The sequence below is a fragment of the Streptococcus sanguinis genome (assembly GCF_026781265.1).
GTDB classification, from domain to species: domain Bacteria; phylum Bacillota; class Bacilli; order Lactobacillales; family Streptococcaceae; genus Streptococcus; species Streptococcus sanguinis_T.
Window position 1 is genome coordinate 42002 of sequence record NZ_JAKUVC010000002.1, and the last position, 16002, is coordinate 58003.

Below are 16002 nucleotides of genomic sequence, written 5' to 3' on the forward strand. Positions count from 1 at the left end.
AAAATTATGGTAAAATAAATACAGTTTAATGGAGAAGTAGGAAGTATGAAAGATTTATTGAAATATTTCAAGGGCTATATCAGGGAGTCTTTGCTGGGACCCTTGTTTAAGCTCTTGGAGGCCAGTTTTGAACTCTTGGTTCCGCTTTTGATTGCGGGTATTGTTGATGAGACCATTCCTAGACACGACAGCTCCCATCTCTACTGGATGGTTTTTCTTTTGATGGGCTTGGCTACGCTGGGCGTGGTAGTAGCGGTGGTGGCCCAGTATTATTCGTCAAAGGCGGCAGTGGGCTTTACTCGTCAGATGACAGGTGACCTCTATCAAAAGATTCTGCGCTTGCCCAAGGCTAGTCGGGATGAGCTGACGACCTCTAGCCTGGTGACTCGGCTGACGAGCGACACCTACCAGATTCAGACAGGAATCAATCAATTTCTTCGTCTCTTTCTGCGGGCGCCCATTATCGTTTTTGGCTCCATCATCATGGCCTTTACTATCAGTCCGGTCATTACCTTGTGGTTCTTGCTCATGGTGGCAATTTTAACGGCTATTATCGTTCTCATGTCACGTCTGATGAATCCTCTCTACGCCAAGATTCGTCAGCTGACAGATCAATTGGTCAATTTGACGCGTGAGCAGCTGCAGGGCATGCGGGTTATACGAGCTTTCGGTCAGACCCAGCGCGAGGTTCAGACCTTTCGCAATCGCAACGAGCTCTATAAAACCTGGCAAATTAGGACGGGAGCTTTGGCTAGTCTGATTAGCCCTCTGACCTTTCTTACGGTCAATGGTACCCTGATTGCTGTGATTTGGCAGGGGAATACCTTTATCGGCAAGGGATTGCTAACCCAGGGGATGCTAGTGGCCTTGGTTAATTATTTATTGCAAATTTTGGTGGAATTGCTCAAGCTGGCTATGCTGGTCAATTCACTCAATCAAAGCTATATCAGTGCAGGTCGTATCAGTCAGGTATTCGAGCAAGCAGAAGAAGATGTTCTGCAGGAATTAGTGCAGGAAACCGCTCTGCCGAATCAAGCCATTAAAGTCAAGCAGGTCAGCTTTTCCTATCCAAATGCAGCTAGTCCAGCCCTGACAGGTCTGACTTTTGATTTGAAAAACGGCCAGACTTTGGGAGTTATTGGCGGAACAGGATCAGGTAAATCTACCCTGGTTCAGCTGCTGGCCCATCTCTATCCTGTGGCTGCTGGTCAGTTGACCATCTTTTCCCAAGGACGCAGTCCTAAAAATCTGAGCGAATTGCGGTCTTGGATTAGTCTTGTGCCTCAGAAGGCGGAGCTTTTTCAAGGAACTGTTCGCTCCAATCTGACTTTAGGATTGTCAACCAAGCCAACAGATGCAGACTTGTGGCAGGCTTTAGAGATTGCTCAGGCGGCGGACTTTGTCTCTCAGAAGGAAGGTGGCTTGGATGCGACTGTAGAGGCCTTTGGTCGGAATTTTTCTGGCGGTCAGCGTCAGCGTTTAACCATTGCCAGAGCTGTCTTGCGGAGGGCACCTTTCTTGGTTTTAGATGATGCGACCTCAGCTCTGGACTATTTGACAGAGGCTAGACTCTTGCAGGCTATTAAGAATGAATTGACAGAGACCAGTCTGGTCTTGATCTCTCAGCGGACCAATAGCTTGCGCTCAGCGGATCAAATTTTAGTCCTAGATAAGGGAGAGCAGGTGGCCCTTGGTCGCCATGAGGAACTCTTAATCAGCTCTGCCATTTACCGAGAAATCCATGACTCACAGCATAGTCAGGAAGAGGAGGACAAGCATGAAGCATAAGACATCATCTAGCAGTTTGAGGCGTTTGACTCGAGATTTGCTGCAGGCGCGCTGGCTCTTTCTCCTAGCTAGTCTGGGAACGGTGGCTCAAGTGGCTCTGACTGTTCTTCTCCCAGTTTTAATCGGAAATGCGGTTGATAGTGTTCTTCTTCCTCAAGCGGAGAAGCATGTGATGCCGATTTTGGGCCAGATGTTGCTGGTTATCTTAGCCAATACGCTGATTCAGTGGCTCAATCCCTTGCTCTATAATGAGCTGGTCTATCGCTATAGCCAGCAGCTCCGTCAAGGCGTCATCAAGAAAGTGCACTATCTGCCTTTGGCTTATCTGGATCGGCAGGGAACTGGCGACTTGGTTAGTCGGGTGACGACGGACTTGGAGCAGCTCAGCAATGGCCTGCTTATGGTTTTCAATCAATTTTTTGTGGGTTTGCTGACAATTTTAGTGACTATCATTAGCATGGCCAGATTGGACTTTTTCCTCTTGCTTTTGGTTCTGCTTTTGACGCCCCTTTCTCTCTTCTTAGCTCGCTTTATTGCTAGAAAGAGTTTTAGCTTTTTCCAACGGCAGACACAGGCGAGAGGGGCACAGACCCAGTTGATTGAGGAAAGTCTGACCCAGGAAAGTTTGATTCAGGCTTTTAATGCTCAGGAGCAGTTTGATACAGCTTTTACTCGCAGTAATCAAACTTATGCAGACTATTCGCAGGCGGCTATTTTCTATTCTTCGACGGTTAATCCTTCGACTCGTTTTATCAATGCCCTGATCTATGCTTTGATTGTGGGCTTTGGGGCTGTCCGAATCATTCAGGGAACAGGTTTTACGGTCGGGCAGCTGGTAACCTTTCTCAACTATGTCAACCAGTACACCAAGCCTTTCAATGATATATCGTCTGTCATGTCGGAATTGCAGAGCGCTTTAGCTTGTGCGGAGCGGATTTACAGCGTTTTGGACCAAGAAGAAATAGCTGAGCCCGGTCAGGAAATCCTCCAGTCGGAAGATGTCAAAGGACAGATTAGCTTTGAGCATGTGGCTTTTGGCTATGAGCCTGGAAAAGAGCTGATTCAGGATTTGAATATAAGGATTCCAGCAGCTAGCAAGGTCGCAATTGTCGGGCCAACTGGTGCTGGCAAGTCTACCTTGATTAATCTCCTCATGCGCTTTTACAATGTAGACAGTGGTCTTATTTCGCTAGACGATGTTCCCATCACACATTACACCAGAGCTTCTTATCGTCAGCAGTTTGGTATGGTACTGCAAGAGACTTGGCTCAAGACGGCGACTATTCACGACAACATAGCTTTTGGCCGGCCAGATGCCAGCCGAGAAGAGGTCATTGCAGCTGCCAAGTCGGCCAACGCGCATTTCTTTATTCAGCAGCTACCTCAGGGGTATGACACCTATCTGGCGGATGCTGGGGACTCACTGTCTCAAGGTCAGCGGCAGCTCTTGACCATTGCCCGTGTCTTCCTTTCGGTTCCTAAAATCCTAATCTTGGATGAGGCGACTTCCTCTATCGATACCCGGACAGAAGTCTTGATTCAGGAGGCTTTCAGCAAGCTCATGGTTGGTCGTACTAGCTTCATCATTGCCCATCGCCTGTCCACTATTCAAAATGCTGACATCATCCTCGTCATGGTAGATGGTGATATCGTCGAGCATGGTAATCATCAGGAGCTCATGGCAGCCAGAGGTGTTTATTACCAAATGCAGACGGCGCAGGAGTAGAAGGAAGAGCTTTATTAAAGTTCACAGATTGATACTAAACAAAACTAAAAGAGTTGGATTTCCAACTCTTTTTGCTTATAGTTCAACTTCTTCCAATCCCTCCTCCGTAAGTCGATAAATCTTCTGGCAGACTTCTTTGAGAAAGATTCGGTCGTGGGAGACAGCGATAATGGCGCCAGGATAGGTCGCCAAAAGCTGGCGAACCTGAGGCTGAGAGGTGGGAGAGAAGTTGCGGGTTGGTTCGTCCAGAAGGAGGACATTGGGACGATCTAGGACAAGTTTGAGCAGGAGGAGCTTGGCTTTTTGGCCACCGGAAAGCTGCTCAATCGGGTGGCGGGCCTCGTCGCGCGTGAACTGGAGGCTAGCTAGATGAGTCAGGATTTTCTCCTCCTGGGACTTGTCGCCAGAGGGAGCCAGAAAGTCCAAAGGGCTGCTCTCATCAGCCAGCAAGTCGCCGTAATGCTGGGGCATGTAGCCGACCCGAATATCTGTCCGCTCACGCAGGAACTTCCATATTTCTTTAAGCAGAGTAGATTTGCCTGCACCATTAGTACCAATTAGTCCGATTTTTTCCTGGCCACAGACCTCCAGAGTCAGATTTTCCGCCAGTTGTCGTTCGTTTGTTTTCAGCTTCATTCCTTCTAATTTGAGGATTCTTTTGGTCAATGGCAGAGCTTCTATATCTGAGAAGTGAAGGCTGATGGCATCTTCCTGTGTCGGAATTTCTGTCATTTCAGCGCCTGCCTTTTCAAATCGTTTGCCCTGCGAGAGGACGTTTTTCATTTTCTTAGCCACCAGTCGACCTGCAGTAGCGTCATGGGTGTTTCGTAAAGTATGCTCCACACTCTGCTTAACCCGTCGGTGTTTTTCCATGGTCTTTGCGTGTTCTTCCCGCTCTTTCCGTGCTAGTTGCCCTTGTTTTTCAAAAGCCTCCTGACGCTGATGGCGGTAATTTTTATAGTCCAGACTCTTGACACTGGTTCTAGCCTCCTGCTTCTTTTTGATTCGCTCCAGATGAACAATCTTGGTCGCAGCTTGAGCGAGAAAGTGCTCGTCGTGAGAGACGAAAAGAACCGTTCTCTGGCTGTGGCTGATAAAGCTTTCCAGCCAAGTCAGAGTTTCGAGATCAAGGTCATTAGAGGGCTCGTCAAGAAAGAGAATGTCCCAATCGCTGGCTAGTTTCTTGATGAGTTGGACCTTGAGCTTTTCTCCTCCAGATAGGCTAGAGAGCTGCTGCTGACTGGCAAAACGCTGGCTGTCAAAGTTGAGCTCTCCAGCATAGCGATAGAGCTTGGCATAGTCTAGCTCTGTCTCAAAATCAGCAAAGAAATAGTCATTGAGCGTTAGTTGGGCATCTTCTGAAGGCAACTGCTGGGGCAGGTAGACAGCAGCAGTATAGGACTTATTAATCTGTCCGCTGTAGCTGACATAGGGACTGACCAGTCGCTCGTCTAGTAGGAGCTTGAGCAGGGTGGACTTGCCATTGCCCTCCTCACCGATAATAGCGACCTTGTCTCCTTGATTGACAGTCAGTGACAAATCTTTGACTAACTCTTTCAGGTCTTTTAGGTGGGTGATCGTTAGATTTCTTATTTGAAGCATAGATGTCTCCTTCGTTTTATAACAAAAAATACAGCCCTGCTTTATTTAGCAGAGCTGTTTTTAGTTGCACAAAGCAGACACAAGAGTGTCTAAGTAGGAATATTCGTCTATAGGCTTCTAGCTTGCACTGTCATAGGAGTGACAGGATTGATCTAAAGATAAGCAAATAGAAGCTAGAAAGCACCGAAAACGAACATACCGCGGGTATGCAGAAACATGACAAAATCTACTAAATAAAGTTTCCTTTAAAAAATAGACTTAATTTTTCATGTCTCCGTGTACCTCCGAAATAGTTCTGTCTTAAGTCTAGCAGAAGATAGCAGATTCGTCAAGCGCTTTCAAATAAATAAAAATTTTTTAAAAGATTTTGGAGCTAATTTTTATAAGCTCTCTAAGGATATTGGTTTCAAGGCTTTTAAGCTGATTTCAATATATAATTTTTTAATTATATAAAAATTCACATATGCCCGAAAATTATATATAATCGTCTTGTATATAAAAATTATATATATAAAATGATTATACAAATTGGCCTAAAATTTGTAAAAGATAAGAAGAGCTGGAATGGGATAGATTCCAGTCATCATTTTAAATTGTATCTAAGGAGTAAGAAACCATGCCAAAAATTTTATTTCTCTGGCTTTTGACAGTCCTAAGCTTAGGACTAGTAAAAACGCCTCAAGCTAAGACGATGGAGCAATCTTTGAAGTCTAACACGGCGGTCATTGAGATTAGCCAAAAAATTCAGGATCATGTCAAGAAAGAGGAAACGACAAGAGTGGTTGTAGAAGCAGTGACTTTTGATTAGATGATGCAAATCATTGCTTAAGAAAGGAGAAAGATATGCTAAGAATTTTTATCCGAATGGTATACAGAAGTATCGCCTATGCGATTGTTGAAGCTAAATAGAAAAGAAATATCATGAAAAAATCATTTATTCTAACACTTTTAACGATTATAACTCTAGGACTCTTCCGGCCGGTTACAGCCTTGGCTGAGGAGCAGAAGCTGCCGTCTGGCACGGACCGTGATAAAATCGGTCAGAAAATCCAAGACTTTGTCAAGGAACATGAAAAAAACAACAGCTGGTTTGGCGACGACGGTCTTTGATAAGGATGGCACCATCTACAAAGGAAACTTTGGCTATATGAACAAGGAAAAGAAAGTCAAAACGGATGATAGCAGCATTTTTGAATGGGGATCGGTTACCAAGCTGACGGTTTGGGTCTCCGTCATGCAGCTCTGGGAAGAGGGAAAGATTGACCTAGAGGAAGACATCCGCACCTATCTGCCAGAGGGATTTTTAAAAAACCTTCGCTATGACAAGCCGATCACGATGATTGACCTCATGAACCATCAGGCGGGATTTAGCGAGTCAATTCAGGGCTATAAGGAAGAGACAGGATTGACAATTGAGGAAAGCTTAGCCACTAATCAGCCAACCCAGTCCTACGAACCCGGCACCATGACCAGCTACTCAAACTTCTCTGCCGGTTTGGCGGGCTATATCGTCGAGCGAATCTCCGGACAGGACTTCTCTGCCTATGTCCATGAGCATATCTTCCAGCCATTAGAGATGAATGATACAGCTATGTCTTCAGATTTTAAGGATAATCTCAAGGTTTATAAGAAGCGAATGGAGGCCTTGTCCTATCGTGCAGATGGTCAGACTTCGATGGGGACTGCCTATTTATACTCAGCGCTCTATCCAATGGGGTATGCTGCCTCTACCATGGCTGACTTTCAGAAGTTTGCCCAAGCGCTTTTGAAGAAAGAGAAGCTCTTCCAGCGAGCTGAGACTTGGGCGACCCTTTATACGGCAACTTCGAATTATCCGGGAACGGATATGCCGCTCAATATGCACGGTTTTTGGGATGCAGAGTTTGGCATGACTGTTGTCGGCCATAGCGGTAATACCATGGGGTATTCCTCTTATCTACTTATGGATTTGAAAAATGGTATTGGCATGACAGTTATGACCAATCAAGAGCACGAGTCCGTTTATAACTTTGAGATGCCTGCCTTGGTCTTTGGACCTAAGAAAAAGACGAGTCAAGAGACTTTTGATGCATTTCAATTTGGCTATTACAGACCGGCACGTCATTTTGCGACAGGACCTCTCTCCGTTACCAGAAGTTTGCTTTATACAAATTTTGTCAAGAAATCTGCGGACAACCAGCTTTTGACTCAGAACTATGCGGTTGTCAGCAATCAAGCAGGAACGGAAAAAGTAACAGCAGCTTATGGCGACAGCGTTAAGGTAAAGAATTCGGATGTGATAAGAGATTGGACCATCCTGATTTTAGCAGCTATTGGAATTGTCTTTAGTTTTATTCTCTTTTTGGCACGGGGCGGACTGGATCTCTTCCGCTTGGTCTTCAAAAAAGGTCAATCTAAAACACCAAAACCTCTTCGTATCTGGACTTACCTAACTTCTTTAGCTGGAGTAGGTGTGGCTGTCAACTTTGCTCTCTTCTTTAGTGCTTTGGCTGTCAGCGATCTGAGTTTTCTGGCTAGCTGGCGTTTCATGACATTTGCTGGTCTAGGGTTAATCTTGGCAATTTGTGCGGTTTATCCGCTCTTTAGCAAGGCTCGAAAGGGGCTCGGAAAAGGTCGCCTTTTCCTGACAGTTCTGACTAGTCTATCTGCCCTTGCGATAGTATCTAATATCCTCTACTGGTCACTTTATCAATGGTGGGTGATGTAATTTAAAAATTCAGAAACAAGAAAAGAGCCGGCATATAAGCTGGCTCTTCGTTTGGTTTTATACATTCAGCACCTTGTCCAAGAAGTCTTTAAGACGTGGATGCTGTGGATTGTCAAAGATTTGGTCAGGCTTGCCGTCCTCTAGGAATTCACCATCAGCGGTAAAGATAACGCGGTTGGCTACCTGGCGGGCGAAGCCCATCTCATGGGTCACAATCAGCATGGTCATACCTTGCTGGGCCAGATCCTTCATAACGTTGAGAACATCGCCGACCATTTCAGGATCAAGGGCAGAAGTAGGCTCGTCAAAGAGCATGATGTCCGGATTCATAGCCAGACCGCGAGCAATTGCCACCCGCTGCTTTTGACCGCCGGACAGACTGTCTGGACTGGCATCAGCCTTATCAGCCAAGCCGACCTTTTCCAAGAGCTCCATCCCCAGCTTGTTTGCTTCGTCTTGGGTCAAGCGCTTGTGCTCAACAGGAGCAAAGGTGATATTTTCCAGAACAGTCATGTGCGGGAAGAGGTTGAAGTGCTGGAAGACCATACCGATATTTTCTCGTACCAGATCCACATCAGTCTTTTTGTCCGTCAGATCAAAGCCATCAACCGTGATAGTCCCGCTTGTGACTTCCTCTAGCAGGTTGAGACTGCGCAGGAAGGTTGATTTACCAGAACCAGAAGGACCGATGATGCAGACCACATCGCCCTCGTAGAATTTAGCAGTAATCCCCTTTAGGACTTCGTTTTCCCCGTAATATTTATGAAGATCATTCACATCGATTTTTAATTTTGCCATTACTTAATCCTCTTTTCTAAGCGTTTTGCCAAGCGGGTCAAGAGCGTGATAATAATGAGATAGAGCACGGCTAGGATAGCATACATCCGGAAACTCTGATAGTTGCGGGCGATGATGTCCTTACCAGTTTTGAAGAGCTCGGCCAGTCCAATGGCTGAGACAATCGTTGTATCCTTGAGTGCGATGACAAACTGATTGACAAAGTTTGGCAGCATAATCTTGGTTGCCTGTGGCAGGATAATCTTGCGCATGGTCTTGGAGTAGGAAATCCCTAAGCTGCGGCTAGCTTCCATCTGTCCAACAGGAACGGCTTGGATACCCCCGCGGACAATTTCTGCGATATAGGCGCCGGCATTGAGAGAGAGGGCGATGGTTCCTGCAACGAAAGCATTGATTGGGCTCTGTTGGCCAGTCATGGATTCGATTAGGTTAGGAATGCCCCAGAAGATAAAGGCTGCCACAATCATCAGTGGAATACCACGAATGACATCGACAAAGATTTCTGCAATCCAGCGCAGCGGTTTATAAGGGCTGACGCTGAACATACCGAAGATAATCCCGATGACCATAGCAATCGCAAATGAAATCAGAGCCAAAGCAATCGTCACTCCCAGACCTTTAAGAAGTTCTTGGTAGTTGTTTTGCAGCAAGCCCCAAATAGTGGACTCATCTACAGTGGATTCTTTTTCCTCGCTAGCCAGATACTTGTCTAAAATCTCTTGGTACTTGCCGCTTTCTTTGAGGTTGGCCAGTCCGTTGTTAAACATCTCAATCAACTCAGGATTGCTGCCTTTTTTAACTGCGAAAGCGACTTGGCCGCTTGGTGTACCTTCAATAGGTGTTTTAAGCTTCTTGCCTTGTTTGATAGCGTATTTGACAACGGGCTCATCATCCATCACAGCTGCGACGGAGCCAGTATTAAGGCTGTCATACATGGAAGCTGCATCTGAGAATGTTTTGATAGAGTAGCCGTACTTGCTCTTGTTTTCCTCAAGGAAAGTCTGAGAAGCGGTACCGGTTTTGACACCAACAGTCTTGCCCTTGAGTTCCTCGTAGGACTTGATATTGCTGCTGTCCTTGACTGCCAAGATAGAGTTGGCTGTGTAGTAAGGGTCAGAATAGTCAAAAGTTTTCTTGCGGGCATCTGTGACAGACATGCCAGCGATGATTCCGTCAGCCTGACCGGTCTGAACGCTATTGATAGCTGCATCAAAGCCAGGGTTGGTTACTTCCACAGTAAAGCCTTGGTCTTTGGCAATAGCCTTAATCAGATCCATGTCAATCCCAGTGTATTGGTTGCTGTCATCTTGGAAGACAAATGGAGCAAAAGATGAGTCGCTGGCAATGATGTATTTGTCCTTTGTCGGACTAGCTTTTTGACCGGCAGGAGTAGAAGTCTCTGGAACAGCCGAGTCAGAGCTGCCTTTAGAAGCAGTCCATTTATTGATGATTTCTTCCAGACTGCCGTCTTCTTTCATCTGCGCCAAAGCTTCGTTAAACTCAGTAACTAAGTGCTCGTGTTTGCTGCCTTTTTTGACACCGAAAGCAAAGCTTCCGACAGCCTCACCCTTCATAGAAATTTTCAGGTTTTGGCCTTGATTGATGGCGTACTCAATGACCGGCTGATCGTCCATCACTGCGTCAACATCACCAGCAGAAAGGCTGTTATACATCAAGTCACCCGTGTCAAAGGTTTTGAGAGTGTAGCCGTACTTATCCTTGTTCTTCTCAAGGAAACGTTGGGCAGCCGTTCCTGTTTTTACACCGACTTTCTTCCCTTTCAGCTGTTCGTATTTGCTGATGGTGTTTTCTTTTCGTGTCGCGATAACGACCTTAGTGTCATAGTAGGTATCAGACATGGTAAAGACTTTTTCACGCTCGCTTGTCTTGGTCATACCAGCCATGATGGCGTCCGCTTGACCAGCTTGGACGGCATTGACAGCTGCATCGAAGCCCGGGAAGCTCATGTCAATGTCCCAACCTTTGATTTCTGCGACCTTGTTGATGATATCAACGTCAATCCCCTTGTAAGTCTGATCAGAATCTTTAAATTCAAATGGTGCGTAAGCAGTATCGGATACGATTTTGACCGTATCTGCCTGGGCTGTCACCCCTAACGCAAAAAATGGAAATAATGTTAGCAAGACTGCTAAGAATTTTTTCTTCATTTTCTTCCTCCTTTTTAGCATTCTAGCATTATAGCAGAAAATCATTGATTAGGCAAATTTCTCCTGTTTATATGTTAGGTTTTCTAACATATAAAACTCTCTGTTTTTGTAAGTTGAGCCGCAATTTTTCTTTGTTCTTAGAGCAAAGTCTGCTATACTGGAAATAAATGAAAACAAGGATAGAATGAGGTTCTTATGAAAAAATCACGTATCTTGGACGGAGTCAATCAAGCTCGCTTTGTTCCTCCTTATATTTTGTCTCTTTTACTGGCTGTTATTTTTGTGCAAGGTGGACAGCAGTTGGCCTATCAGGCTTTGGAGCCAATTTCGGCTGTGCTTAGTCTTATGCTAGGTTTCTTAGGTCAAGGCGGATTCTTTGAAATTTTCTTCAATTTTGCCCTGCCTTTTCTCTTGTTCGGCTTTGTTTTTATGATACTGGCTCTCTTTCTTTGGGTGCGCTGGGCTGAAGGACGACCGCTCGCGACTCTAGGCTTTGTCAAAAAAGGAAGCTTGGTGGAGCTGGTCAAAGGATTGGCAGCAGGTTTTCTCCTCTTTAGTCTAGTCGCTCTGCTTATGCTGTTGAGCGGAGCTGGCTCTTTTGAATGGGGACAGCTGACACTGGAACCTTTTCTCTATATCTTGATTTTGCTTCCGCTTTGGATGATTCAGGGTGGAGCAGAAGAGCTAGTGACACGCGCTTGGCTGCTGCCAGTTGCTGTCAAAAAGACCAATCTGCCCATCGGTTTGCTGACTTCAAGCCTGCTCTTTGCCCTCTTGCACCTAGGCAATCCAGATGTTGGTATTCTTCCCATTCTTAACATTGCTTTATTTGGCCTTTTTGCAAGTCTCTATCTGATCTGGACGGACAATGTCTGGGGGATTATAGGACTTCATGCTGCTTGGAACTTTAGCCAAGGAAATATCTATGGTTTCAGCGTTAGTGGTACTGGCGTTGACGCGGCAGTATTGAACTTTATTCCTAAGACGGATTCGAGCTGGCTAACTGGTGGAGCTTTCGGTGCTGAAGCTTCTATTTTCAGCTCGCTCATTCTTTTGCTGGCCGTTTTTTACTTGCTTATCAAGATGAAAAAAGACGGTAGTTTGACAGATCTTGTGAGAATGGCTCAGAAACAGTATTGACAGCTAGCTTTTGCTCATCCTAAAATAATATGCTATAATAAATTCAAACAAGGAAAGGAATGTGTATATGTTTAAATCTCGTATGTTGGATGCTATCAAGCAATCGCGCTATATCCCACCAGTTTGGTTAGCTATTTTAATCGCTATAGGCTTTGTTTATGGAGGAGGAATTTTAAGTTTTGTCGGAATGTTGCCAATTGGTATCATTGTCGGACTCTTGATTGGTTTTGCAGATCCGACGATTAATCGGACAGAAGCAATGGCAGCTATTAGTCACTATACGGTCTTTTTTCAGCTAGCTGGTTTCTTTTTTATCGCTCTTGCTGTCTTTCTTTGGGTTCGATATCGTGAAAAGCGTACTTTTGTCAGTCTGGGATTTTACAAAGAAGACTGGTTCAAAAATCTCCTCAAAGGCTTCCTTATAGGAGCGGTTCAGTTCTCAATCGTTGTGGTCTTGCTCCTGGTAACGGGGACAGGCAGTCTGAAATTTGGTCAGGTTAACTTACAAGATTTTATTTTCGTCCTAGCTATCATTCCTTTCTGGATTCTTCAAGGTGGGACAGAAGAGCTAGTAACGCGTGGTTGGCTCTTTCCAGCAGTTAGCACTAAGTCAAATATCTTCATTGGTATCTTGATTTCCAGTGCTATATTTGGGGCTCTGCACCTCTTTAACCCTGGTGTGACCATTCTTTCGATTGTCAATATCATATTAGACGGTATCTTTGCTTGTTTCCTTATGCTCAAGTATGACAATATGTGGGTACTAGCTGGCATGCACGGCGCTTGGAATTTTGTGCAAGGAAATATCTATGGTATTCAGGTCAGTGGCCAAGGAGCATCTACCTCAATCTTGAACTATAGCTCACAATCTTCTGTGGATTTACTGTCCGGCGGAGCCTTCGGTGCTGAAGGATCTATTTTTGCCAGTATCGTCCTGATTGGCTGCATTGCCTATCTCTACTGGTCACTTAAAAAAGAAAATCGCCTGCCTCAAGCGCTGATTTTTAAGAAATAACCATTTCGCCCAGTTTAGCTGGGCATTTTTTATGTCTTTTAACGAGATGTGTGACAAGGGACAGCCGATGGTAGAAGCGTGGCCATTCTACCTACACCCAAATCCAGAGAAAATAGGGCAAATATGGTAAAATGATAGAAGCACAATTTAAGGAATAAAAGATGATTAACAGAATAACAGATAATAAATTTGAATTGGTTTCCAAGTACGAGCCTTCAGGTGACCAGCCCCAGGCTATTGAGCAGTTGGTGGACAATATCGAGGGAGGCGAGAAAGCCCAGATTCTCATGGGGGCGACTGGTACTGGTAAGACCTATACCATGAGTCAGGTTATTGCTCAGGTCAACAAGCCGACTCTGGTTATCGCCCATAATAAAACGCTGGCCGGCCAGCTTTATGGTGAGTTCAAGGAGTTCTTCCCTAATAACGCGGTGGAATACTTCGTTTCCTACTATGATTACTACCAGCCAGAGGCTTATGTGCCTTCCAGTGATACTTATATCGAAAAGGATAGCTCGGTCAATGATGAGATTGATAAGCTCCGTCACTCAGCGACATCAGCCCTCTTGGAGCGTAATGATGTGATTGTTGTGGCTTCGGTCTCTTGTATTTATGGTCTGGGTTCGCCTAAGGAATACTCTGATAGTGTAGTTAGCCTGCGTCCTGGACTAGAGATTTCCCGTGACAAGTTGCTCAACGATCTGGTAGATATCCAGTTTGAGCGCAATGACATTGACTTTCATCGGGGGAAATTCCGGGTTCGTGGTGATGTGGTGGAGATTTTCCCAGCTTCTCGGGATGAACATGCCTTTCGAGTGGAGTTTTTCGGAGACGAGATTGACCGGATCCGTGAGGTCGAAGCCTTGACAGGTCGAGTCTTGGGTGAGGTGGACCATTTAGCCATCTTCCCGGCCACTCACTTCGTGACCAATGAAGACCACATGGAAGTAGCCATTGCTAAGATTCAGGCCGAGCTAGAGGAGCAGCTGGCTATCTTTGAGAAGGAAGGCAAGCTTCTGGAAGCCCAGCGCTTGAAGCAGCGCACGGAGTACGATATCGAAATGCTGCGTGAAATGGGCTATACAAACGGTGTTGAGAACTATTCCCGCCACATGGATTGTCGAAGCGAAGGAGAGCCTCCTTATACCCTTCTGGACTTTTTCCCTGATGATTTCTTGATTATGATTGATGAGAGTCACATGACCATGGGACAGATTCGGGGCATGTACAATGGGGACCGCTCTCGCAAGGAGATGCTGGTTAATTATGGCTTCCGCTTGCCGTCTGCCTTGGACAACCGTCCGCTGCGCAGAGAAGAGTTTGAAAGCCATGTTCACCAGATTGTCTATGTATCGGCTACGCCGGGCGACTATGAAAATGAACAGACAGATACTGTTATTGAGCAAATTATCCGGCCGACTGGGCTTCTGGATCCAGAGGTGGAAGTCCGCCCAACAATGGGGCAGATTGATGATCTCTTAGGTGAAATCAATGCCCGTGTTGAAAAGAATGAACGTACCTTTATCACAACCCTGACCAAGAAAATGGCTGAAGACTTGACCGACTACTTCAAGGAAATGGGTGTCAAGGTCAAGTACATGCACTCGGATATCAAGACCTTGGAGCGGACTGAGATTATTCGAGACCTGCGCTTAGGTGTCTTTGATGTTTTGGTTGGGATTAACCTGCTGCGCGAGGGAATCGACGTTCCTGAGGTTAGTCTAGTGGCAATCCTTGATGCGGACAAGGAAGGTTTCCTTCGCAACGAACGCGGTCTTATCCAGACTATTGGTCGGGCGGCCCGCAACAGCGAAGGTCATGTGATTATGTATGCCGACACCATGACCCAGTCCATGCAGCGAGCTATCGATGAAACTGCCCGCCGTCGGGCAATCCAGATGGCATATAATGAAGAGCATGGCATTGTACCGCAGACCATCAAGAAAGAAATCCGCGACCTAATCAGTGTGACCAAGGCTGCCTTGCCAGACAAGGAAGAAACCGTCGAAATCGAAAGCCTCAATAAGCAAGAACGCAAGGACATGATCAAGAAACTGGAAGGCCAAATGCAAGAAGCTGCCGGACTTCTCGACTTCGAACTAGCTGCACAGATTCGCGATATGATTCTGGAAATAAAGGCGATGGATTGAGGGATAAATGCAATAGTAATTTAAATAAATTTAGATAACCAAGGTTATGGCTAACATGTTTATGAAATCGTGATAATGAGAACTTATTTATGAATGAGCAGGAATTTATATTTGTTCAGAATTATAACTATTGTGCTACAATTAAGAATGTTGAGAAAAAATTTTAGAAAGTGAGATAATGATGTCTAACAAAACTTACATGGTAGGGTTTGAAAAAGAGTTTGCCAATGAATTTAAGAACCAGTTATTAAAACAATATTCAGAAAAAAATGTGATACCAGAATGTAAACTGGGAAATTTTAGAACTGATTTCGCAATTATAAAAGAAGATACAAAAGAAATTATTGCCATTTTCGAATTAAAAATGAGTAAAGCGGACTCCTTTAACCAACAACAATTGTCTGGCTTTAATAGTAGAATTAAACAACTTATTCAAACTAATGGTAGGGATATTCCAGTTTATTATGTTTTAAAAAGCAATGAGGATCAAGTAGCATTTACGATTAATAGACTATTTCAAGAAGTGGATGATCACAAGTCAAAATTTACTTTCAAAGAGACAGATTTACCATCTTATAAAGAATTGTTGGCACGAAATTCTGCAGCTTTAATTTATGAAAATGAGAGACAGAAGCAGGAGCAAAGAAAAAGTTTAAGAGAAGCCTTTGATAGCTTGAAATTCATAAGCCCAATTCTGTCAGTTTTTATATTTTTTATATGGGTCTGTAGTAAGTTTATGAAAATTGAACTAACTTGGATAGATTTAGCATTTTTATTGACTAGTGCTATATTTGCTGTATTTCCTTTTGTGAAAAAGATTGATATTACACAATTAGGTTCAGTGGAGTTTAGAAGCGATGAACAAAGATTAAAAGAGAAGTAATAGGATATCATCAGAGATAACTTGC

General features: G+C 44.8%; 10 protein-coding genes and 1 pseudogene. 8 read left to right on the forward strand and 3 right to left on the reverse strand.

Annotated features, from left to right (window positions below; translation table 11 throughout):
- Positions 1-45 precede the first annotated feature (45 nt).
- Together MK370_RS01060 and MK370_RS01065 are read left to right on the forward strand one after the other, a co-directional pair.
- Positions 46-1788 carry an ABC transporter ATP-binding protein gene (locus MK370_RS01060; RefSeq protein ID WP_268683818.1) on the forward strand — a complete coding sequence of 581 codons (1743 nt, stop codon included), beginning with the start codon at positions 46-48 and terminating at the stop codon, positions 1786-1788.
- Positions 1778-3514 carry an ABC transporter ATP-binding protein gene (locus tag MK370_RS01065; protein ID WP_268683819.1) on the forward strand — a complete coding sequence of 579 codons (1737 nt, stop codon included), beginning with the start codon at positions 1778-1780 and terminating at the stop codon, positions 3512-3514. The genes MK370_RS01060 and MK370_RS01065 overlap by 11 nt, the downstream gene beginning before the upstream one ends.
- 75 nt (positions 3515-3589) lie before the next feature.
- Here MK370_RS01065 and MK370_RS01070 read toward each other — a convergent pair whose 3' ends face one another.
- Positions 3590-5116 carry an ATP-binding cassette domain-containing protein gene (locus MK370_RS01070; protein ID WP_268683820.1) on the reverse strand — a complete coding sequence of 509 codons (1527 nt, stop codon included), beginning with the start codon at positions 5114-5116 and terminating at the stop codon, positions 3590-3592.
- 616 nt (positions 5117-5732) lie between these two features.
- Here MK370_RS01070 and MK370_RS01075 point away from each other — a divergent pair.
- Both MK370_RS01075 and MK370_RS01080 read left to right on the forward strand, forming a co-directional pair.
- Positions 5733-5924 (forward strand): hypothetical protein, encoded by a 192-nt coding sequence (locus MK370_RS01075; protein WP_268683821.1) that lies wholly within the window; start codon positions 5733-5735, stop codon positions 5922-5924.
- A gap of 113 nt (positions 5925-6037) precedes the next feature.
- Positions 6038-7823 (forward strand): annotated as a pseudogene (locus MK370_RS01080) (serine hydrolase domain-containing protein).
- A 57-nt stretch (positions 7824-7880) separates the two neighbouring features.
- On the opposite strand, the gene MK370_RS01085 reads toward MK370_RS01080, so the two are convergent.
- Together MK370_RS01085 and MK370_RS01090 are read right to left on the reverse strand one after the other, a co-directional pair.
- Positions 7881-8621, reverse strand: coding sequence for an amino acid ABC transporter ATP-binding protein (locus tag MK370_RS01085; RefSeq protein ID WP_002895249.1), 741 nt, complete (start codon positions 8619-8621; stop codon positions 7881-7883).
- Positions 8621-10789: an ABC transporter substrate-binding protein/permease gene (locus MK370_RS01090; protein ID WP_268683822.1), complete on the reverse strand. Its 2169-nt coding sequence runs from the start codon at positions 10787-10789 to the stop codon at positions 8621-8623. Before MK370_RS01090 ends, MK370_RS01085 begins: the two co-directional genes overlap by 1 nt.
- Positions 10790-10984: 195 nt before the next feature.
- Between MK370_RS01090 and MK370_RS01095 the strand changes: the two genes are divergently transcribed.
- From MK370_RS01095 to MK370_RS01110, 4 genes are all read left to right on the forward strand, one after another.
- Complete coding sequence (locus MK370_RS01095) at positions 10985-11929, forward strand: CPBP family intramembrane glutamic endopeptidase (protein ID WP_268683823.1); 945 nt, start codon at positions 10985-10987, stop codon at positions 11927-11929.
- 67 nt (positions 11930-11996) lie between these two features.
- Complete coding sequence (locus tag MK370_RS01100) at positions 11997-12944, forward strand: CPBP family intramembrane glutamic endopeptidase (RefSeq protein ID WP_268683824.1); 948 nt, start codon at positions 11997-11999, stop codon at positions 12942-12944.
- A 161-nt stretch (positions 12945-13105) separates the two neighbouring features.
- A complete protein-coding gene (uvrB, locus tag MK370_RS01105) occupies positions 13106-15094 on the forward strand; it encodes an excinuclease ABC subunit UvrB (RefSeq protein ID WP_268683825.1) in 1989 nt (662 codons plus the stop codon).
- Positions 15095-15272: 178 nt separating this feature from the next.
- Entirely contained in the window at positions 15273-15977 is a 705-nt protein-coding gene (locus MK370_RS01110) for a hypothetical protein (RefSeq protein WP_002918866.1), read from the forward strand.
- The last annotated feature ends 25 nt before the right edge of the window (positions 15978-16002 follow it).